The sequence below is a fragment of the Sphingomonas sp. GM_Shp_2 genome (assembly GCF_026540875.1).
GTDB classification, from domain to species: domain Bacteria; phylum Pseudomonadota; class Alphaproteobacteria; order Sphingomonadales; family Sphingomonadaceae; genus Sphingomonas; species Sphingomonas carotinifaciens.
The window spans coordinates 1-22,525 of the sequence record NZ_JALNUQ010000015.1 but is presented as its reverse complement, the minus strand read 5'-3'; the positions used below and the strand labels follow the sequence as shown (position 1 = coordinate 22,525).

Genomic DNA, 22,525 nt, shown 5'->3' with positions numbered 1-22,525 from the left:
CACTCCTACCCTGTTCTATCATCCACCGCCGCCACGGGAGAAAGGGAGCAGCCAAAGTTTTTTACGCGGATCATCGCGTCAAAACAATATGTTCGGCGCGATGAATAAGAACCGTTTCCAATGATGTTCGCCCGCATTCTGCCCCGGAATCATCGTTAATGCAGGCGCGTCAGAAGGAGATCACCACGCTGACATCGTCGCTATAGCTGCCGGGCGGGCGTGCCGGCTGGTCGGGATTGATCCGGGCGACGAAGGCATGGGCCTGAACCGGGGTCTGGCTGCCGGTCCCCAGGCGCTCGGCCGGCTGGGGATTGCTTTCGTCCCATATGGTGACGCCGTCAGGGCGGTAGAGATTATATTGCAAGGCCGCACCGCCCGGGCCGCTCATCGCCCGCCACGGACGCGCGCTTTGCGCGTTTCCAGAGGTGAAGGCGAGCTTGTAGGCAGTGCCCTTGGTACAGTCGGTCATCACCGCGGCGGTTTGCGGTGCGAATTGCTCGACCAGGGCGGCGGTGCCGAATTGGATGTCGGGCGCGGTGATGCGGCAATCACGGCCGACGACCAGTTTAACCGCGACGGTAACCGTCACCTTGCGCGTTTCCCAGCCCAGGCAAAGAAGGCTGAGCAGTTGCACGCCGTTGCAGACCTCGTAATCCCAATTGATCGTCAGCGTGTCGGCATAATCGCCGGCCGCGACATTGGCGGCGGCGACGGGCCGGGCGTAGAGCGGCGTGGTGAAGCTGGTCGCACCAACCAGACCGAGCAGCGACAACAAGGTGTCGCTGGCATAGTCGATCGTCGGCGTCTGGTTGAAGCTGAGGGTCTGGGCGGCATCGGGGGACAGGCGGTACTGGATCGCGTCGCCCGTTGGCCCGACCAGCGTGAAGCCGTTCAGGCTGGTGACGGTGGCCTGCGCCCGCGTCCGGCTGAGCAGGCCCAGCGCCGCACCCGTACAGGCCAGCCCCGCCGAACCCGATACGGTTGCCACCGCGGTGGCGCGCACATCATAGGACGAGGCGGGGGTGAAGGTCAGCAGGCCCGAAGAGGGCGTGCACCCGGCCCGCGCAGGCGTGGCGAAAAGCAGGGCGGCGAGCGCGGCGATGAGCCATGCGAGCGTCCTTACCGGCATGGCACCGCCCCGAGATCGGGCATCGCCGTGGCCGTGGCGGGAAGATCGGCGTTCGCGCGGCAGGCGATGCCGTCGCGCCGCAGCACATCGAGCGCGATATGGGCACCGACATCCTCCAGATAGACCACGCCGTCCCATCCGGTCACCGCATCGGGCATGCCCGCGCGGGTGACGCGACCGCCGGGGGCAAGCGCGCGGCCGGCGGGGTCGACCAGCTTCAGCGTGACGTTGCGCGATCGCCGGACCGGCAGGCGGACGACCGCCCCGCTGGCGCGGCGAACCGCGATGCGCGTCTCCACCTGCGGCGCCACATGATCGACCGACAGTGCCAGCGGATCGATCGAGAAGCGGCTGGGCAGCCACGACACGATGTTGGCGACGAACAGATAGCCGCGCGCATCGGTGACGCCGATCGTCTGGTTCTCATACGCGACCTTCACCCCGCGCGTGCCGGTCGCGACGACGGCAAAGGCGTCGCTGACCTGATTGGCGGCAAAGACGCCGTGATCCATCGCGACAAGGGCACCCGACACGCTGCCCCATGCCGAACGCGCGCTGCCCACCACCGCGCCGCCCGCCTGCACGGTGACCGGCCGGGCACGCCAGGTCGCGGTGGCCTGGCCATAGGCGGTGCCCGATGCGTCGGTCGCGATATTGGCGTCGACGCCCAGGCCGCCGCTTGCCGGCATCGCGCGGGCATAGCCGATCTGGTAAAGATTGCGGCCACCGGTGCGGCTGATCCCGGCATTGGCGGCATTGCGGCCGAACGGCACGAACAGGCGCAGTTGCGCGCTGGTGCGCCCGGTCGAGACATCCCGATCGGCGCTGACGAACAGGCTGGCATGGCCGAACAGCGGCCGGCTGTAGGACAGGCTGGCGATGCGCGCCCGCGCACCGTCCAGCGCGCGGCCGTCGAGATAGGCGGCGCCCAGGCTGCCGTGGCGGCCGAGCGTGACGCTGGCGATGACGCGATCGGCGCGGCGGTTGCGCAGGGTGCTGCGCAGGTCGAAATCGCCCAGGTCGCGAAAACGCCGATCCCGCTCCTCGTGCAGCGCGGCGATGCTGAACCCCCGCGCGGCGTAGCTGTAGCCGAGCGAATAGCGCATGGCACCGTTCGAGCGGGCGGCCGACATTGACAGCGTGCCGATCCGCCAGGGGGCGACAACGGCGCCGATCCCGGCGAGCGCGACCCCGCCCCCCATCTCGCCATGCACCTCCAGCGTCAGGCGCTCGGTCGTGCCGCGGCGCCACGTGCCGCTGGCGACGAGCGGGCCATAGCCGAAGGAGCGCAGGCCATAACCGCGGCGGACGAAGCCGATCTCCGCACCGCCATCGCTCAGGCCGGGACGCAACAGGCTGGCCGAGACGTAGAAGGGGATGGTGGTCGCGATCTGGCGGCCGACCGCGTCGGTAGTGACGATCGTCGCCTCGCCCGCGCCGTTCACGACCGGGATGTTGTCGAGCAGGAAGCGGCCGGGCTCCACGGTGGCGCTTTGCCGGCGATAGCCGTCGACGAACAGGTCCACCGCCGATGGCACCGCCGCCTGGCCGGCAAACCGCGGCAACGGCATGGTGACGAGATCGGGCCGGACGCCGAAGTCGCGCGCCACCTGTATCCCGCCCATGCGGATCGCGGTGGTCCAGGGCAGGGCGCGGGTGATGAGGTCGCCCGCCGCCCAGCCGAGCGCGCGGTCCTCGTCGATGCGGCGGACGCTGGTATCATAGCGCAGATAGCCCGCGCCGCTGCGCCACGTGCCGGTGTTGGACAGGGTGCCGACAGGGCCGAACAGCCGCTGTTCGGTCCACAGCGCCGCGCTGCTCCGTCCGGCCGCGGTCTGGCCGTAGAGTTCGTAGTTGAGCATCGCGCCCCAGTCCGCGACGCTGGCCATGCGCTGCGCGCCCGTAGCGGCGATGCGCGCGACGGGCAGGCGATCGGGCGCGATGGTGAGGTGCAGTTGCTGAAGGGCCGCGTCATAGCGCGCGCCGAGATCGGGGCGGCGGGCGACATCGATCTCGCCCTCGTCCCCCGGCTCCAGCGGCACGCCGTTGCGGCGCAGCGCCTCGACCGGGACGATCATCGCCTCGCCCGCCAGTGCCAGTTCGACGACATCGCCGGTCGAGCGGCCGTTCACCACCAGTTCCACGAACAGCTGCTGGCGCGGATCAGCGGCGTGCGCGGGCATCGCCAGCATCATGGCCCCGAGAAGGAGCAGAAGAAGCGCCCGGCGCATGATCGCAGGTCCGGCCCGGCATCGCCGTCAGGCAGTGATCGGCAGCACCGTGTCGGTGCCGTTCACGTTGACGGTCAGCTTGCCGAGATCGGCCGCGGCATCGGGCAGGGGCCAGCGCATCGTCTGACCCGGCAGGACATAGCCGATCAGCCCCGGCAGCAGGGGCGTGCGCCCCCCGCGCAGATCGACCAGCCGGGCATGGCGCGCGCCGCTGTTGGTGACGACCAGAAAACGACGCCCCTCGCTCAGCAGGATCCGTGCGGCAAGGACCGGCTGTGCACTGGCGCTCGCCCCGGCATGGACGAACAGCGGGATCGAATACCGCATCTGTACCGCCAGTTGCGCACGCGGGCCGGCCTCGGCGCCCTTGGTATCGATCGCGGGCGGCAGCTCGTCGATCAGCAGACGGTAGCTTTGCTCGCCGCTGCCCGTATCGGCCACGTCGCGGCGCAGGATGCGGACGAGCTGACGCTGGCCCGGGGCGACCGTGGCGATCGGCGGGCTGGCGACGATCCTGTCCTGGTCGACGTGCCGGTCCTCGCCGTTTTCCTGGGTCCAGTGGAGGGTGCGCACCTGCAGAGTGACGGGGGCGTTGCCCTTGTTCTCGATCCACAGGGCGGTGGCGCGTTCGCCTGCGGCGATCACGGGATCGATCGGCCAGATGACGACCGTCGCGGCGGAGCAGGGGGCGGCGAGGGCGAGCAGGAGGAAGGCGCACAGGCGGAACAGCCGCAGGGTCATGGCAGGCGACTCGGCAAGGGGTGAGGGGTTACCAGCGGACGGTGATCCGCACGACATCGGCGTAGCGGCCGGCGCGGGCGGGGCGGGGCACGGTGGCGCGGGCGCGGACGGGCAGGCTGAGGCGGGAGGTGCCCGGCGGGAAGGTCAGGGCGATCGACTGCCCCTCCCACGGCGTCGTGCCGCCGTTCACGAACAGGTGATAGGGGATCAGGCTGGCGCTGTCCGCGGCATGGGCCAGTTGCGGCACGCCGGCGCGGGCATGTTCGCCGGCATCCGCGCTGACCGTGGCGACGGTGCCGGGGGTGCAGGCCAGTTGCACGCCGTTCGTCACCCCCGCCTCCAGCGTGCCGCCGGTCGCGCCGTTCGCCGTGCCGAGGTCGATCCGCCCCCAGGCGCCGGTGCCGTCGACCGTGACCGCGCAGCCGCTGGCGATGGAGGCGGAGACCTTGAACGTCCGGGCGGTCTCCGCCGGGGCGGCGCCGGGCAGCAGCACCGCGCCGACGGCCAGCACCGCGATCCCGGCGCGGCGGGTCACCAAGTCAGCGTCACCTGCACGGTATCGGTATAGGCGCCCGCCGCCAGCACCTTGCCGCCGCTGTTCACCCGCGCGAAGATCGGCAGCGAGATGGCGTCGGTCGTGGCGGTGCCCAGTGCGACCGGCTGGCCGATCATGATCTCGTTGCTGTGGTTGGCGTCGCTGTAAAGACGATAGGGCACCATGTTCTGCCCGAACGCCATGCGCCGCACGCTGCTGTCGGCATGGGCGCCCGCACCGATCGCCATGGCAGGGGCTAGTCCGGGCGAGCACAGGATGGTGATGGCACCCCCGCCGGTCCGGGTCGAGACGACGGTGGCATCGATATCGCCGAAGATACCCGGCTGCGGCGCGAAGGTGATCGTGCCCAGCTCGCCCAACGTGCCGGCGGTCACGGTGCCGCCGTTGACCGCACAGGCGCCGGAAACATCGAGTGATATGCCGATCGTGCCATTGGAATCGCCCGCCATGGCGGGCTGCGCTGCAAGCAATGCGACGAGGGCAAGCGATGCCGCCGCCGCCCCGCGCGTGATGGATGAATGCGTGAACATGACCAAACCCCGTTTAGACCGAGGTATATTGATGTTCAGGCCGTTAACGACAGGTTTAACAACCTTTATCGTCGCGATCATCTGCTGATACTGTGCAATCTGCATCTATAACAGAACAGCTTCGATGGCCATGAACAACTATAACGGTTCGATAGTCGCCCGAGCTTTTACACGCATAGCCTAATCGACAACTTGCCCGATGGTTCCCGTCGCCATGGGAACGATCGCGGTGCGCCATGCGTCATCCCCGCTTCCAGCGAAGGGACCGTGCGATGTCGATCAGGTTGAAGCCACTTGCCGAGCAGGTGATCGTGGTGACGGGTGCCAGCAGCGGAAATGGGCTGGCCATCGTCGAGCAGGCGGCACGGCAGGGTGCGGCGGTGGTCGCGGTCGCACGCGGCGAGCCGGCGCTGGACGCGCTGCGCACGCGGCTGGCGGCCGGGGGCGCGAAGATCGCGACCTGCGTTGCCGATGTCGCCGATGCCGACGCGGTCGAGCGGGTCGCGGCGGTGGCGGTCGCCACGTTCGGCAGGATCGATTCTTGGGTCAACAATGCCGGCACCGGAACCTATGGCACGCTGGAACAGGTGCCGCTGGACGATCACCGGCGTGTGTTCGACGTCAATTATTTCGGCGTGCTGCACGGATCGTTGGTCGCGGCACGCTATCTGCGCGGGCAGGGCGGCGCGATCGTCAATGTCGGCTCGATCCTGGGCGACCGAGCGATCCTGCAACAGGGGCCATATTGCGCGACGAAGCATGCGGTACAGGCACTGACCGATACGCTGCGCATGGAACTGGAAGCGGCAGGCGCGAACATCTCGGTCACGCTGGTCAAGCCGGGCGCGATCGACACGCCCTTTCCCGAACATGCCCGCAACTTCATGGACAAGCCGCCGCGGCTGCCCCCGCCGCTCTACACGCCCGAGGTGGTCGCCGACGCGGTGCTGCACGCCTGCGCGCATCCGCAACGCACCCTCTATGCCGGCGGCGGCGGGCTGCTGTCGTCTTTGCTGCCCCAGCTTGCCCCGCGCATCGCCGATGCGATCATGGAAGTGGTCGGTACGCCCGCACAGCAAAAGCCGGCCGATCCCGGTGACCCCGAGCGCCGCGACAATCTGTACGAACCCCGCAAGGGTGCGCGGCGCGGCAGCCAGCATGTGCTAGCCCGTCATTCCAGCCTGACGCTACAGATACAGAAGCTGCCTAGGGCCTTGCTAGTCCTGGGCGTTGCGGGACTGGGCACCACCCTCGCGATCGGCCGGCGCCTGTCACGACGATGATAGCGTCCTTAACATAACTGGTATTATCGATCTTATGTGTGGGGCTTCCCGGTCGTCTTCCCATACGCTTAGCGTTGGACTTCGCGGCGTCGACTTAGCACAAAGGGACCATGCCCGAACGCGTGATGATCGTTGAGGACGACCGGGACATTGCCGACCTGTTGACCGCCTATGCCGAGCGTGCGGGCTTTCAGGTGCAATGGGCGGCCAGCGTCACCGATGCGGTGCAGATGCATGCGCGGTGGCGGCCCGACCTGATCATGCTCGACATAGGCCTGCCGGGCGGCGACGGCATCGACGTGCTGACCGCCGTCAGGCGGCGCGACGATACCCCGATCATCATGCTGACCGCGGTCGATGACGACGTGACCAAGCTGATGAGCTTTCGCATCGGTGCCGACGACTATGTGGTGAAGCCGTTCAATCCCTCCGAGGTGATCGAGCGGGTGCGCGCCGTGCTCCGCCGGGCGCGCGGGAGCAGCGCCGCGCGCGCGCTGACCGTCGGCGATCTGGCGATCGACCTGGAGGCGCGGCTCGCGGAGCGCCGCCCGGCGGACGGTGTGGCGGCCCCCCTGCCGTTGACCCCGACGGAATTCGCGCTGCTGGCGCATATGGCCCGCCAGCCGCGCCGGGCCTTTACCCGCACCGAGTTGCTCGACGCGGTGTCGCCCGACAGCGATGCGCTGGACCGGGTGATCGACTCCCATATCTCGAAGCTGCGCACGAAGCTGGCGGCCGCGGGCCTGCCCGCGCTGATCGAACCGGTCCGTGGGCTGGGCTATCGCCTGTCGTCATAGGGATGAACCGGCTGTCCACCCGGATGCTGCTGCTCGCGGCGTTCATGACCGTGCTGACGCTGGCGATCGGCATCGGCGCCTCGTTCCTGCTGACCTATTTCGACTTTTACGACCTGAGTGCGGAAATGCCGCGATCGGGCTGGCTGGAACTGGGTGCGATGCTGCGCGACGATCCGGCCGCACAGGCGCGGTTTCGACAATTGTTCGTCCGCTACAGCCGGACCGAGATCGGCGCACGCGACTGGTATTTCATTGCCCTCACCGCGGCGATCTCGACGCTGGCGGGCGGCGCGGTCGCATTCGTCTTCGCCCGGCGGCTCAGCCGCCCGATCACCGCGGTCGCCGATGCGGCGGCCAAGGTCGCGGCGGGGCGGCCAGACGTGCGGATCACTCCGGCCGCGGCGGCCGGCGAGGTAGCCGATCTGGTCGACAGCTTCAACGCGATGGCGGCATCGCTCGACGCCTATGCACGCGAGCGCACCATCCTGACCGCCGGGATCGCGCACGAGATGCGCACACCGCTGACCGTGCTGCGCGGTCGGTTGCACGGCGTGATCGACGGGGTCATCGCGGTGGATGCGGACGAGGCGCCGCGCCTGCTGCGCCATGTCGACAAGCTGTCGCGCATCGTCGAGGAGTTGCGCACCCTGGCCCATGCCGAGGTACAGCCGCTGGCGCTGGAACGGCGGACGGTGGATCTTGCCGAGGCGGCGCGGCTGGTCGCGTCCGACCTGGAGGCGATGGCGGCGGGAGGGGATGTGCGGATCAGGGTGACGGGCACGGCGCCCCCCATCGCGGTCGATCCACTGCGCATCAACCAGGCGCTGACCAACCTGATCGTCAACGCGGTACGCCATGCGCCCGCCGGCACGACTGTGTATGTCACGATCGGCGACATGCGCGATGGCGTGGCGATCGCGGTCGCGGACGAAGGACCCGGCTTCGCGGCCGATGACGCCGCGCAACTGTTCGTCCCCTTCTGGCGCGCCGACACCGCGGTGAACGCGCGCAAGCCGGGCAGCGGGCTGGGCCTGAGCCTGGCGCAGAAGATCGCGCAGGCGCATGGCGGCAGCATCATAGCGGAGAACCGGTCGGATGGCGCCGGGGCGCGCTTTACGCTGCGCCTGCCGCACCTTGCGACGCCGGTCATCTAAACCCGCACCGTTCCTCCATCAAACCTCCATGTCGGGCGTCTAGGGCGCTGCCCGTGTCGAGTGTTCCGCTTATTCTGCCAGGGGCAGCGGCGCTGGCGCGGCTGGCGCCCTCCCCCGTCCGGCCCGCCGCGCGCGTGATTTGTCCCCCTGCCCGGCCCGTTGGCGATGCGGCGCTGCGCGTCGCGTTGTTCTCCGGCAACTATAATTGCGTGCGTGACGGCGCCAACCGGGCGCTCAACCGCCTGATCGGGCATGTCCTGGCGCGTGGTCACGGCGCACGCGTCTATTCGCCCGCCATCGCCGAGCCGGCCTTTGCGCCGGCGGGCGACCTTGTGCCGGTCGCCTCGCTGGCCATTCCGGGGCGGCCGGAATATCGCCTCGCGCCGCGCCTGCCCGGTGCGACCGCCGCGGACGTGCGCGGCTTTGCGCCCGATATCGTGCATGTGTCGGCGCCCGACGGCCTCAATGCCGGCGCGATCCGACTGGCCCGGCGCATGGGCGTGCCGGTGGTGGCAAGCATGCACACCCGGTTCGAGACCTATTTCGAATATTACGGGCTGGGCCTGCTGCGCCGTCCGGCGGAGGCGTGGCTGCGCCGCTTCTACAATCGCTGCGACATGGTGCTGGTGCCCAATGCCGGCATCGCCGACGAGATGCGCGCGGGCGGGGTTACCAGCCCGATGCGCATCTGGAGCCGCGGGGTCGATCCGCGCCAGTTCAGCCCGGCATGGCGCGACGATGGCTGGCGCCGGCGCATGGGGATCGCGCCGCATGAGGTGGCGGTGCTGTTCTTCGGGCGGCTGGTCGCCGAAAAGGGGCTTGCCATGTACGAGGCGGTGATCGCCGGACTGCAGGCCCGCGGCCTGCGCGTTCGGCCGCTGGTGGTTGGCGACGGGCCGGAGCGCGACCGCTTCGCCCGCCGGCTGGAGGGTGCGGTGATGACCGGTCATCTGGGCGGCGAGGCGCTGGGCCGCGCGGTCGCGAGTGCGGACCTGTTCGTCAACCCCAGCCTGACCGAGGCGTTCGGCAACGTCACGCTGGAGGCGATGGCATCCGGCGTGCCGGTGGTCGCCGCCGATGTCGCGGCCACCCGTGCGCTAATCGACGACGGGCAATCCGGGCTGCTGGTGTCGCCCCGCGATACGGCCGCCTATGTCGAGGCGGCCGCCACGCTGATCGCCGATCGCGGGCGTGCGGCGGCACTGGCGGGCGCCGCGCTGGCCGCGACGCGCGGCTTCGACTGGCCGGCGACGCTGGATGCGGTAATCGCGGGGTACCGCAGTGCCGCCCTGTCGGCGAACCGGGCATGAGGTGGGCATCCTGGTCGGCCGCGGCCGTGGCCATGCTGACGATCGCGCCGGCACAGGCGCAGGAGGCGCCCGAGATCGCCGAGCCGATGGTGTTCGATCTCGTCCGGCCGCTCGGCGCCAGGCGCGGCGAGCTGGAGGTCAACACGCTGGCGCAGCACAACCTGTCCGGGCCCGACCGCAGCGTCGAATGGGCGCCGGAGATCGAGCTGGCGGTGGCCGACGGCTTTGCGGTGGAGCTGGAACTGCCGCTCACCAATCGCCGCGTCACCGATTTCAAGCTGGGGCTGCAGGGCACGTTCGGCACCATCAATGGCGGGCGTGGCATCCACGGCGTCCAGTATCTGGGCCTGTGGAACCGGGAGCGCGGGCAATGGGAAAGCTCGCTGCTCTACGTGATCGGCAACCGGTTCGGGCCGCGCTTCAGCACGCTCAGCATGATCGGCGTGGGCGAGGTCAGCGCGGCCGGTGCGGAGGCGCGCGGCCTGATCGTGAACCATACCAGCTTCTACGACATCAGCGATGCGACGACAGCGGGCGTCGAGGTGAATATCCGCGCCGGGCATGACCGCTCGACGCTCATCATGCCGCAACTGCAACAGGATGTGACCGACCGGTTCCAGATCCAGTTCGGCATGGGCGCGGTGCGCGAAACCGGCACCGCCTGGCACCCGCGCGTCGGCGCCCGCGTGGTGCGGCAATTATAGGGAATGGTTCGGGGGACGATGATGACGGTTCGGACGATCTGGATGGCGGCACTGGCGGGCGCGGCGATGCTGGCGGCACCCCTGCCCGCCGCCGCGCAGTTCTTTCTGAAAAGCTATGATTACAGCGGCGCGGCCGTGACGGGCGCAAATGCCGGCCTCGCCCAGCCGCTTCCCGGCGCCACCGACGCGGAGGGCAAGGCGGCCCTGGTCTGGACGATGCGCGCCGCCCTGAACGTCGCGGCGCTGCAATGCCAGTTCGAGCCGACGCTGCTGACGCAAGGCACCTACAACGCCATTCTGGCGGACCATGCCGAGGAACTGAAGGCGGCATGGGGCACGCTGAACGGCTATTTCACCCGCACCAGCAAGGCGGTGAAGGCCGGGCAGACCGCGCTCGACCAGTTCGGCACGCGGACCTATTCCAGCTTCGCCACGGTATCCTCGCAATATGGCTTCTGCCGTACCGCCGCCGCGGTGGGACGCGACACCCTGTTTGCCGCCCGCGGGGGACTGGCGGCCATCGCGGCGGACCGCATGCAGGAGCTGCGCAACAGTCTCGTCCCTTATGGCGAGCAGCATTTCCCCCGCTATATCGGCCGCGATGCGGCGACCCTGCCGCGGCTGGACGTCACCTGCTGGGACAAGAAGGCGCGGTGGCGTGCGCGTGCTTGCGGGGCGGAGATGTGGCCTCGCCTCGCCGATGCCCGATCCAGGACGCGGTCAGGCGAGGGTTGAGAGCGGGCCGGAGCATCGATCGTCAGCGGCTGCTACCAATCGCCCGCCCCTGACCGCCCGGCGCGATATTCCTCGATGCGGCGGCCGGTCGCCGGTGAGAGGGTGGCGGGCAGGGTATCCAGCGCAAACCATTCCGCCTGCTCGATCTCCATCGGATCGGCGCGCTTCAGGGTGCCGCCCGCGGCCGAGGCGATCCGCGCAACGAAGATGACGATGTGGTCGTCCTTGTGCTCACGCCGGCTGTGATACACGCCCAGAACACGCTCGATGACCGCATTCTCCACCGCGATCTCCTCGCGCAACTCGCGGAGCAGGGCGGCCTTCGTGCTTTCACCCTTCTTCACGCCACCGCCCGGCAGATACCATAGATCGGTGTAGCTATGGCGTACCAGCGCCACCCGATCCTGCTCGTCCAGCAACAGGACCCGCACGCCGATGGTGCGCGGCTTTGTCATTCGCCACGCCGCCCGCGCAACCCTGCCTATGACCCGGTGGTGCCATGCCATCGCGCTCTCCTGTCGGAACGAGGCTAGGCGCGATCAGGCATAGCGGCAATCGCGTGCGGCACATCGCGCTATTGCGGCAGCAGGCGGGGGAACTCGGCCGGCACCTCACGCGCGAGGAAGCCGATCGGGCCGCTGGTGGTGGCGACCCGCCGGCCGCTCTGGCCGTGCAGCCATACGCCCCATCCCGTCGCCTCCAGCGGCGGGGCGCCGCGCGACAACAGGCCGGCGATGGCGCCCGCCAGCACGTCGCCCGATCCACCCGTCGCCAGTCCGGTGCCGCCCCCGCCATAATGGAGCAGCGTCCCGTCCGGCCCGGCGATCACGGTGTCGCTGCCCTTCAGGGCGACGACCGCGCCATAATGCGCCGCGACCTCAGCGGCGATGCCGGCCGGGTCGTCGGCCACCGCATCTTCGTCACGCCCGGTCAGCACCGCCATCTCGCCGTGATGCGGGGTCAGCACCCATTGCCCTGCAAAGCCGGCCAGCTCGGCGCGCAGGGCCTTGATGCAGCCGATCGCCATCGCATCGACCACCAGCATCATGTCGTCGCGCCGCTGGCCGGCCACCATGCGCAGGATGCGCGACGACGCCTCCGGGCTGCCGATGCCAGGCCCGATGACCAGCGTGTCGCACCCGTTGATCGCCGCTTCCAGCGTGTCGACCGCATCGATATGGATTTCGCCGTCCGCGTCCTCGGGCAGGGCGATCGCGGCCGCCTCCGGCACCAGCAGGCCCAGCATCGTCGCGGCAGAGGCAATCGTCGCCATTTGCAACTTGCCCGCACCGACGCGCAGTGCCGCCTCCCCGGTCAGGCGCAACGCGCCCGGCACGCGTGCCGAACCCCCGATCGCCAGCACCTTGCCGCGGCTGTTCTTGGTCGTGCCCCGCCCGTGGACCGGGGCCGGGTTGGCGGAAATCCAGGCGCTGTCCAGCGGGGTCATCCGGTCGCTCATCCCCGCACCCCCGCCGTCCGCTCGGGCTCGGCCGTCACCGGCATCGCATCGTCGCGCACCACATCGTTATAGCGGACAAGCGTCAGTCCGCCGCCCGGATCGGCGCGATATTCGGTGACGGAACAGTTGGCGACATCACCCTGCCGGTCGATCGCCAATATCTCCTCCTCGGACATATTCTCAATCACGTAGCGCAGGCACAGCACGACCACCTGATGCGCGACGATCATCACCCGCCGCCCTGCATGGTGCAGCGCGATCGTATCCATCAGCGAGCGGAGGCGCAGCACCACGTCGCACCAGCTCTCCCCGCCGGGCGGCCGGTGGTAGAATTTGCCGAGCAACCGGCGAAACTCCGCCTGATCGGGATAGACGGCGGCGACGCCGCTGGTGGTCAGCCCGTCGAGGATGCCGAACTCCTTTTCGCGCAACCGCTCGTCGACGCAGATCGGCGCACCCTCGTCGGTGCCGCCATGATCGCGGAACAATTGCGCGGTATGGCAGGCGCGGACATAGGGCGAGGCAAGGATGATGTCCGGCCGGTCGTCGGGATCGGCCTGCGCAAACCATGTGCCGAGCGCCGCCGCCTGTTCCTCCCCGCGCGGCGACAGCATGATATCCACGTCCCGCGCCGCCAGCTCGATGCGGTCGGCGCCGCTGGCCTGCGCGGCATCGCGCGCGACGTTGCCGGCGCTCTCACCGTGCCGGACGATCCACAGCCGGCGGGGCCAATGCAGTGCATTCCGTGGTTCCAAGTCCTTCAACATCCACGCGTCTCCCTAAGGATGGGACAAGCGCGCGACGGGCGTCGGCGTTCCTTCGCGGTTCGCGCCCAGCGCCTGCATCAGCGTGTCGCTGTACCGGCGATGCGTGGGGTTCACCCGGTCGACACCCGCGGCGGCCGGCGCGATGCCGAGCGCCGCGGCCGGAGTAAAGGTCAGCTCGCCGAAATAGATGCCGTCGGCGCCGTCATACAGGTCGACCCGCACGAAATCGAAGGGCGCGGACAAGGCCCGCGCGGCATCGATCATCGCGGCGATCCGCTCCGGCGCGGCCAGCCGGAAACCGGCGGGTGCGACCAGCCCGTCCGCGTCATCCAGGGGGGCGAAGTCGGGCAGGCGCAACAGCCGGCTCCACGCCGCGCCGAAGCGGCCATGATCGACCTGGGCGAGCAGCGGCTCGCCGTGGACGCAGTGGAACTTGTAATCGTCGGGCGGGCCGCTCGTCCGCACCGGCACCATCGCCTCGACGATGATCGTCTTGGGCAGGCGCCAATATTGCATCTCGCGCAGGATCGTCGCGTAGTCGCGCCGGGCAAGGTCGTGAAGCGCGCGCACCTCGCGTTCGGAGGGAGCATGGCGCAAGAATGTCGCGGCGCCGCTGGCATGTCCGGGCTTGGCGATCGCGTCGCGGCCGACAAAGGGCTGCAACCGCGCCCACAGATGTTCGGGCGACGGCAGTTCGGCGACGGGGATCACCGCCAGCGTTTCGGCCGTGCGCAAGGCCGGGGCCAGCCGCTGCGCCTCGATCTTGGCGCTATCCTTGGCGACGAAGCGGCGGTGCAGCGCCGGCCAGTCGGGCTCGATCATGCGTGCGAAGATCACGTCGTTGATCGTCGCGGCGGCATCGCCGGGAGGCAGCGGCCACCGACCGAACCGCCGGGCGAAATGCGGGCCGGCGATCAGATGGTTGAACGCGCGCGTCATCGGCGCGTCCTGCCGGAACCTTTCCCATGCCGGCCCCGAAAGATCGTCGTCGGTGGCGGGAAACGGAAGCTGGCGCAATGCGGGGTCCTTCGGCGGGGGATGCCACAACGCCTTGTGCCCCCGATCGTCTCCCGATGCGTCAGCGCTCCGCCAGCATGACGAGGGCGACGCCCTGTCGCGGCAGATCGAAGGTGGCGATAGCCGCGCCGTTCGCCCTGGCCTTCAGCACGACCGGTTGCGGCTGCATCACCGATGCCGCCTCCAGCGCAGCATATTGCGTCGCATCGGGATTCAGCGGTGCGCCCATCCTCTTCCACGCGGCAAAGGCGTTGCCATGGGCGTCGTCCACCCGCAGGATCGTCGCCGTCCCGCCCTGCCGCCCGCGCACCGTCAGGCGGATCGCGGCCGGCGGTCCGGCGACATCGTCGTCATGATAATGCCACACCAGCACCGCGGTCCGCCCGTCCGCCAGCCGGGTCGCAATCGTGCCGATATCGGCCGCCCCGCGCACGCCCTCCGCGACGATGCGGTCGAGCGGCACCTGGGCATCGCTCACCGCATGCAGCCGCTCCGGCCCCAGCTGCGCGAACAGGCGGAAGACGTTCAGCACCGGCAGCGCGACGCCGTTGGAGGCGAGCTGGCGATAGCCGGCGAACCAGGGCTGGTCCTCGAACTCAAACGACCAGGACAATACGCCGTCCAGGTTCACCCGCCGCCGGACCGCCAGTTCCCAGATGCGGGCGAAGCTGGCCGCGGTGTAGCTGGAATACATGGTGCCGTTGCGATAGGCGTTTTCCGGCCCCGGACAGGCGGCGCACCCCTCGAGATCGCTTTCGCCGATCACCACCGGTTTCGCGGCGAGCGCCGGGATCGCGGTGACTTTCACGAACCCGCGATCGACCTCCTTCAGATGGGTGGAAATTCCCATGCGGACATGGCCGTCGACGAAGCTGGGCTGGCCCTTGGCGTGAAAGGCCAGGAAATCGGTCGGCGTGCCGATCCGGCCGGTGGCGTAGTTGGTGCCCGATGTCACATGGCGCAGGAAATCGTCCATGAACTGGCCGCCCGCCCCCGCCGAGTCCGGCCCACCGACCCGCGCCGTCGGCAAGGCGCGTCGCACCCCGTCCACCGCATAATCGTGCAGCTTGTAGAAGTCCTCGCGCGGCGCCTGCCAGTAATAGCCGTTCGCCTCGTTCCATACCTCGAAATACCAGCGCTCCACCTCGGCCCGGCCGTAGCGTGCGACATTGTGGCGGGTCCATTCATAGACCAGCGTGCGCCACTTGTCGTAGCTCTTGGGCGGGTAGGCCCAGCTCGAGATGATGTATTTGTAATCGAAGCCGGGGCGCCATGCATGCTGGTAGGGGGTGCCCGGCGGTGCCGAGGACATCGCCTCCGGCATGAAGCCGATCTGGAGATAGGGCCGCACCCCACGTGCCAGATAGGTGTCGATGATCCGGTCGACATGGGTCCAGTCATATACCGGCTTGCCGTCCCTGGTCTCGGTATAGACGTTGGTGCTGCCCCATTTGAACGATGCGGTGGCGTCGCCGGTGTTGAGCAGGTTGTGCGCGCGGAAGAACACGTCGCCGGTGCGCAGCTTGCCCAGTTCCACCAGCAGCTTGCGGCCATCCTTCATGGTCGCGTAATTCGGCTCGTCCGCCCCGAAGAAGCGCCACACCGGGGGCAAGGTGCCCTCCACCCGGTCGGCGTCCACCGTGATCGCCACCGGGCGGGGCCGGGCAGCGCTCTGTGCCGATGCCGGCGCCGTTGGCGCCAGCGACAGGCAGGCTGCCGCAACAGCCGCCACGCAACGGATCATCGACATGGACGCCCCTCCCTCTGCCCGGCACCTTTGATGCCGATTTCAGCCATCTATGACCCAAGCAACCGGGCGGTTCAACCGCGGGGGCGGCGGAAAACAGTGCAAAAGGAGAGGAGTAATTTCGGTATAGCAAAGGCTTACCTTAGCTGATATTGTGGTTCACCATATCACATAATGGAACAGCTCGAAGCGGTTCCGATCAGGAAGAGGAATGCGATGAAGCAGTTCCAGACGCGCGATTGGGTTCGCGTCGCCATGTCGCTGGGGGTTTCCACCTGGGCACTGACCGCCGCCGCGGCCGTCGCGCAGGTCGCCAACCCCGTACCGACCCCGGCCGGCAACGATACCGAACGGCCGGAGGAGGTGTCCGAACCCGACATCGTCGTCACCGGTTTCCGCGCCGCCCTGAACAGTGCGCTGAACCAGAAGCGGCGCGAAACCGCCGCGGTCGACAGCATCGTCGCCGACGACATCGGCAAGTTCCCCGATTCAAACCTCGCCGAATCGATGCAGCGTATTCCGGGCGTCGCCCTTGCCCGCGGCGATGGCGGCGAAGGGCGCAACATCTCGGTCCGCGGCCTTGGCGCTGCCTTCACCCGCGTGCGCATCAACGGCATGGAGGGTACCGCACAGACCGGTTCGTCCGACATCTACGGCGCCGGCAACAACGGCCGCAGCTTCGACTTCAACGTGTTTCCGACCGAAATCTTCTCGGCCCTGTCGGTGCGCAAAACGCCGTCCGCCGATGTGGAGGACGGCTCGCTGGGTGCCACCGTCGATCTGAACGCGCCCAAGCCGCTCGACAACAACGAGGATTTCGTGCTGACCGCCACGGCGCGCGGCATCTACAACGAATTGTCGAAAAAGGTCGATCCGCGCGCCTCGCTGCTCGTGTCCAAGAGCTTTGCCGATGGCACCTTCGGTGTCCTGGCCTCGGGCGCCTATCAGAAGCGGCATCTGCGCGAGGTCGGCTATTCCGCGGTCGACATCCTGTCGGCCAACACCAATGGCGGCTTCTGCTCGCCGGTCGGCTTCGCCCCCGTCAACCCCGCGGTCGGCAACAAGGGGGCGACCGCCACCCTGTGCAGCACCGGCAATCCCCGCACCAGCACGGTTGCCGCCTATCAGACGATCCAGAACCTGCGCCGCGCCGACCTGCCCAATACACCGGGCAGCGGCGCCTTCCTGCCGCGCCTGCCCCGCTATCTGAACTCGGAACAGGATCAGGAGCGCATCGGCGGCACCGTCACCTTCCAGTTCAAGCCCGACGATGCCACCGACATCTCGCTCGACCTGCTCTATTCGCGGTTCGAGGTCACGCGGCGCGACAACTATATCGCCGGCATCTCGTTCGGCCGGTCGATCGCCAATAACGGCCAGCCGATGGTCTCGGTCCGCGACATCGCGTTCGACGGCAACGGCTCGCTGGTCAACGCCACGTTCGACGGCGTCGACGTCCGCTCCGAAGGGCTGGTCGACAATTTCGTGTCGACCTTCAAGCAGGCGAACCTCAACTTCAAGCGCAGCCTGACCGATACGCTGGAGGTCAGCGGACTGGTCGGCCTCAACCAGTCGATCTGGGACGGGCGCAAGCGGCTTCAGACCTTCATGGACGTGATCGACAGCGACAATTTCACGCTGGATGCGCGCAACGGGTCGACGCCGGCGATCGGCTTCGGCTTCGACGTCGCCGATCCCAACAACTATTCCTATGCGCCGCCGCTGGCCGACGGCACCGTGCTGGGTGGCTTCAGCTATCAGGGCAAGCCGTCGAAGAACGACACCAAGAATCTGACCGGCGAAGTGAACGTCGCCTGGAAGGCGGGCGACGACCTGACGATCAAGGCGGGCGGCCAGTACCGTGAGAGCGATTTCCTTTCCACCTTCCTGCGCCCGTTCAACGCCGACACGGTGGTGCGCGCGCTGCCCGCGGGCACCACCCTTGCCAGCATCACCCGCCAGGTCACCGGCGTCGGCGGCCTGTGGGGCAATGGCGCGCCCGACAGTTGGGCGGCGATCGATCCCGACAAATGGGCGCAGACCTTCGGCTTCGACGCGGTGCGCTATTGCGGGGTCGAATGCGGCGGCGGGCGCTCGCGCGTGCGCGAGGAGATCAAGAGCGCCTATATCATGGGCACCTTCGACCTGGGCGACCGCTACGGCGTCGGCCTGCGCGGCGATGTCGGCGTGCGCTACGTCAAGACCGACATGCGCGCCTCGGGCATCATCGCAGTGGCACCGCCCGCGGGCGTGACCTCGCCGACCAATCTGGTCGGCCAATATGCCGTCGCCTACAACGCCTATGACGACTGGCTGCCATCGGTGAACTTCGTGGTGGAGCCGGTGCAGAACCTGCTGGTCCGCCTGTCCGCCGCCAAGGTGCTGGCACGGCCCGAACTGGGGCTGCTGACCCCGACCAGCGGCGTCAACCCGATCACCCGCGTCGGCAACATCAACAACCCGTTCCTGGACCCCATTCGCGCCGACACGTTCGATGCGGCGGTGGAATGGTATTTCCGTCCCGGATCGCTGCTGTCCGTCGCCTATTTCCGCAAGAACATCAAAAGCTTCATCCAGAACGTCAACAGCCAGATCCCGTTCAACCAGCTTGGCCTGCCCAACGCCCTGCTGGAAAATTCGAACACCGCGCCCGACGAGCTCTTCACCGTGTCGCAGCCGTTCAACACGCCCGGCGGCCCGCTGGAGGGCGTGGAGCTGAACGCGCAGGTGCCGCTTACCTTCCTGCCCGGCTTCCTGCGCAATTTCGGCTTCCTGGCCAACTATACCCGCGTCACCTCCACGATCCGCTACATCCTCGCCAGCGTGAACGGCGTGCCCACCGTCACCACCACCGCGGACCTGGTCGGCCTGTCCAAGAACACCGCCTCCGGCACCCTCTACTATGAGGACGACCGCTTCAGCATCCGCAGCACCGCCAACTACCGCGACCGCTTCATCCGCGGCATCCCCGCCTCGCCGGGCAGCGACCTTCAGGGCAACGCCCCGACCCTCTACGTCGACGCCTCCGCCTCCTACAACCTCACCGACCGCATCAAGCTGATCGTCGAGGCCCAGAACCTCACCGACGAACAGAACCGCCTCTATACCGACAGCGTGCGCCAGGACACATTGTTCGAGACGCGGATCGGCCGCACCGTGACGGTCGGCGTCACCTTCCGCCTGTGACGCGGCAGGCGCCTGCTGCCCGGCCGTCGCGACGCGCGACGCTGGGCCTGCTCGCGGCGGGCATGGCGCTGCCCGCGCGATTGCCCGCCGCCGCGCCCGCCACCGCACCCGCCGGTGGCGCCCGGCCCGGCGCCTATATGCTGGGCGCCGACATATCCTGGGTGCCGGAGGACGAGGCGGCGGGCGCGCGCTATTTCGATGGCCCCGCGCCGCGCGACCCGATCGCGATCCTGCGCGATGCCGGGTTCAACTATATCCGGCTGCGCATCTTCGTCGATCCGGCGCACGGCTATTCCGCGGCGGCACCGGACCGGGCCTGGGGTGGCCTTCGCCAGACGGTGGCGCTGGGCGCGCGCGTCAAGGCCGCGGGGATGGGGCTGGCGCTCAGCTTCCATTATTCGGACAGCTGGGCAGACCCGGAGCATCAGCGTCCACCCGCTGCCTGGGCACAGTTCGGTCCCGCCGCCCTTGCCCGTGCGGTGGAGGCGCATACGCGCGACACGCTGCGGGCGATGCGTGCAGGTGGCGCGCCCGTCGACATGGTCGTGATCGGGAACGAGATCACCTTCGGCATGCTCTGGCCGCAAGGCCGCGTCCGGCTGGCGGCAACCACGGGCAATCCCGTCACCGATGCCAATCACCGCGACGTCGGCGCGATCGGCGGTTTCGACGGGCTGGCCCAGTTCCTGCGCGCCGGGATCGCCGGCGCACGCGCGGCCGAGCCGGGGGCGTTCATCCAGCTGCACAACCACCTCGGTCGCCGCTGGCCGGTGGTGCGCGAATGGACCGATGCGCTGGTCGCACGCGGGGTGGACTTCGACGTCATCGGCTTCTCCTGCTACCAGCAACTGGCGCAGGGCGACTGGCAGCGCACCTTTGACGCGTTTCTGGACCGCTATCCCGACAAGGGGCTGTTGGTCGCGGAATATTCCAGCCGCAAACGATACCTGAACGATCTCGTCCATGCGCTGCCCGGCAATCGGGGCTGGGGCACCTTCATCTGGGAGCCGATCCGCCATCAGGAGGCGGTGTTCGATCGGAACGGCCGCAACGCCGGCGGCGGTCCGAAGCCCGATCTGCTGGCCCAGGGGCTGAACGGTGCGGAGGCGCCGGGCGGCCTGATCGCCACCGCACCGCCCGCCCCCGTCCCGCCGCACCCCATGATGGGCGAGGGCGGCGATTATCACGCCAACGCGCTGCTCGACACCTATCGGCGGATCGCGCACGACTATGGCCTTCGCTAGGCGGGTCCTGGCGATCGCGGCGCTGGCGGTGCTGCTGATCGCCGGCCCCGCATTCGCGCAGACGCTGGTCCGGTTCGCGGCAGGCGGCGACGGGCTGGCGCTTGCCGATGCGCGCGGTCTGGCGCGTATCGTCACCGATCCGCGCGACCATGCCGTGGTCGCCATCGCCGCGGCCGACCTTCGCCGCGATCTGGTCCGGGTGTCCGGCCGCACCGGCGCCAGCGGCGTGCAACTGTGGCTGGGAACGCTCGGGCGTCACCGCGGGATCGACCGGCTCGTCCGGCGCGGGCGACTGGACGTCACCCGCCTGCGCGGCGCGTGGGAAAGCTTCGTGATCGCCACCGTCGCCGATCCGGCCCCCGGCGTGGCGCAGGCGCTGGTCATCGCCGGCAGCGACCGGCGCGGCACCGCTTACGGCGCCTATGAACTGGCGCAGGCGATCGGCGTCTCGCCCTGGCACTGGTGGGCCGACGTGCCGCCCGAACATCATGCCGACATCCAGGTCGTGCCCGGCACCGTCCGCTTCGGCCCGCCGTCCGTCCGCTATCGCGGCATCTTCCTGAACGACGAGGATTGGGGGCTGGAACCCTGGGCCGCACGCACGCACGAGCCGGAGAACGGTACGATCGGCCCGCGAACCTATGCGCGGCTGTTCGAACTGATGCTGCGGCTGAAGGCCAATCTGGTCTGGCCGGCGATGCACAAGGTGACGCGACCCTTCAACGCCGATCCCCGCAACGCGGCGCTGGCCGACCGTTATGGGATCGTCATGGGGTCCAGCCATGCGGAGCCGATGCTGCGCAACAATGTCGGCGAATGGACCGGCCCCGCCGACGGCTATGATTATGCGCGCCACCCGGACGCCGTCGCCGATTACTGGCGGGCGCGCGTGCGCAGCCACCGCGATTACGAAAGCATCTGGACGCTGGGGATGCGCGGCATCCACGACAGCGGCATGATCGGCCCCGGCACCGATGGCGAGCGTCGCCGCCTGCTGGAGCGCATCATCACCGATCAGCGCACGTTGCTGCGCCGCGATGGCGGTCGCGATCCGTTACGCACGCCACAGGTCTTCACCCCCTACAAGGAGGTACTGGACCTGTATCGCGGCGGGCTGGCCGTGCCCGAGGATGTGACGCTGATCTGGCCGGACGACAATTTCGGCTATATCCGCCACTTCCCCGATGCCGCGGAGCGTCGCCGTCCTGGTGGCTCCGGCGTATACTACCACCTGTCCTATCTGGGTGCGCCCCTCTCCTATCTCTGGCTGTCCACCACGCCGCCGGCCCTGATCCGGGAGGAGATGGGCCGTGCCTGGGACCGGGGCGCGCGCACCATGTGGGTCGCCAATGTCGGCGACCTGAAGCCTGCCGAACTGGCCACCGACTATTTTCTGCGCCTCGCCTGGGACGTGGCCGGCACCCGCGCGCAGCCGATCGACGCGGTCGTCGCGGACTGGGCAGGGCGCAGCATCGGCACCGGCCTGGGCGCGGAGGCGGCCGCGATCCTGGCCGAGCATCACCGGCTGAACTTCATCCGCCGTCCCGAACATCTGCAATGGTGGCTACCCGGCGAGCTGTCCCGCCCCAGTCCGCTTGCGCCCGCCGAGGTGGAGGTGCGCCTCGCCGATTTCGCCCGGCTTGCCACCCGCGTCCGCGCGCTGGCCACCCGCGTCGCGCCCGATCGCCGCGATGCCTTCTTCGAACTGATCGACTATCCGGTCACCGCCGCGGCGCTTGCCAATGTCCGCGTGTTCGAGGCGGAGGCGCATGACCGGCTGCGCGATACGGCCCCCGCCACCGCCCTGGCCGCCGCGGCGCGCGCGGTTGCGGCCGACACCGCCATCGCCGCGCTCACCCGGCGCTACAATCACGATATCGCCGGCGGCAAATGGCGCCACATCATCGCGGCGGAGCCGGCCGACGGCCAGTGGCG

The 22,525-nt window shown here is 68.9% G+C and carries 19 protein-coding genes; 9 read left to right on the top strand and 10 right to left on the bottom strand.

Annotated elements, in window-relative coordinates:
- Positions 1-169: 169 nt before the first annotated feature.
- From OXR08_RS07595 to OXR08_RS07575, 5 genes are all read right to left on the bottom strand, one after another.
- Positions 170-1,129, bottom strand: a complete 960-nt coding sequence (locus OXR08_RS07595) for a spore coat protein U domain-containing protein (RefSeq protein ID WP_267349140.1) — start codon at positions 1,127-1,129, stop codon at positions 170-172.
- Positions 1,120-3,324 (bottom strand): fimbria/pilus outer membrane usher protein, encoded by a 2,205-nt coding sequence (locus tag OXR08_RS07590; RefSeq protein WP_112383066.1) that lies wholly within the window; start codon positions 3,322-3,324, stop codon positions 1,120-1,122. The genes OXR08_RS07595 and OXR08_RS07590 overlap by 10 nt, the downstream gene beginning before the upstream one ends.
- Positions 3,325-3,387: 63 nt before the next feature.
- Positions 3,388-4,101, bottom strand: a complete 714-nt coding sequence (locus tag OXR08_RS07585) for a molecular chaperone (protein ID WP_161555535.1) — start codon at positions 4,099-4,101, stop codon at positions 3,388-3,390.
- A gap of 28 nt (positions 4,102-4,129) precedes the next feature.
- Positions 4,130-4,636, bottom strand: a complete 507-nt coding sequence (locus OXR08_RS07580) for a spore coat protein U domain-containing protein (protein ID WP_161555534.1) — start codon at positions 4,634-4,636, stop codon at positions 4,130-4,132.
- On the bottom strand, positions 4,633-5,187 hold the full coding sequence (locus OXR08_RS07575; protein WP_161555533.1) for a spore coat U domain-containing protein: 555 nt from the start codon (positions 5,185-5,187) through the stop codon (positions 4,633-4,635). Before OXR08_RS07575 ends, OXR08_RS07580 begins: the two co-directional genes overlap by 4 nt.
- 272 nt (positions 5,188-5,459) lie before the next feature.
- On the opposite strand from OXR08_RS07575, the gene OXR08_RS07570 reads away from it, so the two are divergent.
- From OXR08_RS07570 to OXR08_RS07545, 6 genes are all read left to right on the top strand, one after another.
- Positions 5,460-6,470 carry an SDR family oxidoreductase gene (locus tag OXR08_RS07570; protein WP_161555532.1) on the top strand — a complete coding sequence of 337 codons (1,011 nt, stop codon included), beginning with the start codon at positions 5,460-5,462 and terminating at the stop codon, positions 6,468-6,470.
- A gap of 110 nt (positions 6,471-6,580) precedes the next feature.
- Positions 6,581-7,267 (top strand): response regulator transcription factor, encoded by a 687-nt coding sequence (locus tag OXR08_RS07565; RefSeq protein ID WP_112383061.1) that lies wholly within the window; start codon positions 6,581-6,583, stop codon positions 7,265-7,267.
- A gap of 2 nt (positions 7,268-7,269) precedes the next feature.
- Positions 7,270-8,421, top strand: a complete 1,152-nt coding sequence (locus OXR08_RS07560; protein ID WP_267349131.1) for a HAMP domain-containing sensor histidine kinase — start codon at positions 7,270-7,272, stop codon at positions 8,419-8,421.
- A gap of 53 nt (positions 8,422-8,474) precedes the next feature.
- A complete protein-coding gene (locus OXR08_RS07555) occupies positions 8,475-9,731 on the top strand; it encodes a glycosyltransferase family 1 protein (protein ID WP_240313536.1) in 1,257 nt (418 codons plus the stop codon).
- Positions 9,728-10,435 (top strand): hypothetical protein, encoded by a 708-nt coding sequence (locus OXR08_RS07550; RefSeq protein ID WP_240313535.1) that lies wholly within the window; start codon positions 9,728-9,730, stop codon positions 10,433-10,435. The genes OXR08_RS07555 and OXR08_RS07550 overlap by 4 nt, the downstream gene beginning before the upstream one ends.
- Before the next feature lie 18 nt (positions 10,436-10,453).
- Positions 10,454-11,170, top strand: coding sequence for a hypothetical protein (locus tag OXR08_RS07545; protein ID WP_240313534.1), 717 nt, complete (start codon positions 10,454-10,456; stop codon positions 11,168-11,170).
- Positions 11,171-11,202: 32 nt separating this feature from the next.
- Here the strand turns inward: OXR08_RS07545 and OXR08_RS07540 are convergent, their stop codons facing one another.
- From OXR08_RS07540 to OXR08_RS07520, 5 genes are all read right to left on the bottom strand, one after another.
- Positions 11,203-11,625: an NUDIX domain-containing protein gene (locus OXR08_RS07540; protein WP_267349127.1), complete on the bottom strand. Its 423-nt coding sequence runs from the start codon at positions 11,623-11,625 to the stop codon at positions 11,203-11,205.
- A gap of 119 nt (positions 11,626-11,744) precedes the next feature.
- Positions 11,745-12,629, bottom strand: a complete 885-nt coding sequence (locus OXR08_RS07535; protein ID WP_240313532.1) for an NAD(P)H-hydrate dehydratase — start codon at positions 12,627-12,629, stop codon at positions 11,745-11,747.
- Complete coding sequence (locus tag OXR08_RS07530) at positions 12,626-13,396, bottom strand: histidine phosphatase family protein (RefSeq protein ID WP_112383056.1); 771 nt, start codon at positions 13,394-13,396, stop codon at positions 12,626-12,628. The genes OXR08_RS07535 and OXR08_RS07530 overlap by 4 nt, the downstream gene beginning before the upstream one ends.
- A gap of 12 nt (positions 13,397-13,408) precedes the next feature.
- Positions 13,409-14,413, bottom strand: a complete 1,005-nt coding sequence (locus OXR08_RS07525) for an ATP-grasp fold amidoligase family protein (protein ID WP_112383055.1) — start codon at positions 14,411-14,413, stop codon at positions 13,409-13,411.
- A gap of 61 nt (positions 14,414-14,474) precedes the next feature.
- Positions 14,475-16,163, bottom strand: a complete 1,689-nt coding sequence (locus OXR08_RS07520; protein ID WP_267349123.1) for a beta-xylosidase — start codon at positions 16,161-16,163, stop codon at positions 14,475-14,477.
- 213 nt (positions 16,164-16,376) lie between these two features.
- Here OXR08_RS07520 and OXR08_RS07515 point away from each other — a divergent pair, with 213 nt between their 5' ends.
- The 3 genes from OXR08_RS07515 to OXR08_RS07505 form a co-directional block, all read left to right on the top strand.
- Positions 16,377-19,346 (top strand): TonB-dependent receptor, encoded by a 2,970-nt coding sequence (locus OXR08_RS07515; RefSeq protein ID WP_240313531.1) that lies wholly within the window; start codon positions 16,377-16,379, stop codon positions 19,344-19,346.
- Positions 19,343-20,590 (top strand): glycosyl hydrolase 53 family protein, encoded by a 1,248-nt coding sequence (locus tag OXR08_RS07510; protein WP_240313530.1) that lies wholly within the window; start codon positions 19,343-19,345, stop codon positions 20,588-20,590. Before OXR08_RS07515 ends, OXR08_RS07510 begins: the two co-directional genes overlap by 4 nt.
- The coding region (locus tag OXR08_RS07505) for a glycosyl hydrolase 115 family protein (protein ID WP_267349119.1) at positions 20,577-22,525 on the top strand (1,949 nt) is incomplete at its 3' end. The genes OXR08_RS07510 and OXR08_RS07505, both read left to right, overlap by 14 nt.

Excerpts from the sequence above, each read along its gene's own strand:
- OXR08_RS07595 (WP_267349140.1), bottom strand. The coding sequence starts at position 1,129 with ATGCCGGTAAGGACGCTCGCATGGCTCATCGCCGCGCTCGCCGCCCTG.
- OXR08_RS07590 (WP_112383066.1), bottom strand. The coding sequence starts at position 3,324 with ATGATGCTGGCGATGCCCGCGCACGCCGCTGATCCGCGCCAGCAGCTG.
- OXR08_RS07585 (WP_161555535.1), bottom strand. The coding sequence starts at position 4,101 with ATGACCCTGCGGCTGTTCCGCCTGTGCGCCTTCCTCCTGCTCGCCCTC.
- OXR08_RS07575 (WP_161555533.1), bottom strand. The coding sequence starts at position 5,187 with ATGTTCACGCATTCATCCATCACGCGCGGGGCGGCGGCGGCATCGCTT.
- OXR08_RS07570 (WP_161555532.1), top strand. The coding sequence starts at position 5,460 with ATGTCGATCAGGTTGAAGCCACTTGCCGAGCAGGTGATCGTGGTGACG.
- OXR08_RS07565 (WP_112383061.1), top strand. The coding sequence starts at position 6,581 with ATGCCCGAACGCGTGATGATCGTTGAGGACGACCGGGACATTGCCGAC.
- OXR08_RS07560 (WP_267349131.1), top strand. The coding sequence starts at position 7,270 with ATGAACCGGCTGTCCACCCGGATGCTGCTGCTCGCGGCGTTCATGACC.
- OXR08_RS07550 (WP_240313535.1), top strand. The coding sequence starts at position 9,728 with ATGAGGTGGGCATCCTGGTCGGCCGCGGCCGTGGCCATGCTGACGATC.
- OXR08_RS07545 (WP_240313534.1), top strand. The coding sequence starts at position 10,454 with ATGATGACGGTTCGGACGATCTGGATGGCGGCACTGGCGGGCGCGGCG.
- OXR08_RS07540 (WP_267349127.1), bottom strand. The coding sequence starts at position 11,625 with ATGACAAAGCCGCGCACCATCGGCGTGCGGGTCCTGTTGCTGGACGAG.
- OXR08_RS07535 (WP_240313532.1), bottom strand. The coding sequence starts at position 12,629 with ATGAGCGACCGGATGACCCCGCTGGACAGCGCCTGGATTTCCGCCAAC.
- OXR08_RS07530 (WP_112383056.1), bottom strand. The coding sequence starts at position 13,396 with ATGTTGAAGGACTTGGAACCACGGAATGCACTGCATTGGCCCCGCCGG.
- OXR08_RS07520 (WP_267349123.1), bottom strand. The coding sequence starts at position 16,163 with ATGTCGATGATCCGTTGCGTGGCGGCTGTTGCGGCAGCCTGCCTGTCG.
- OXR08_RS07515 (WP_240313531.1), top strand. The coding sequence starts at position 16,377 with ATGAAGCAGTTCCAGACGCGCGATTGGGTTCGCGTCGCCATGTCGCTG.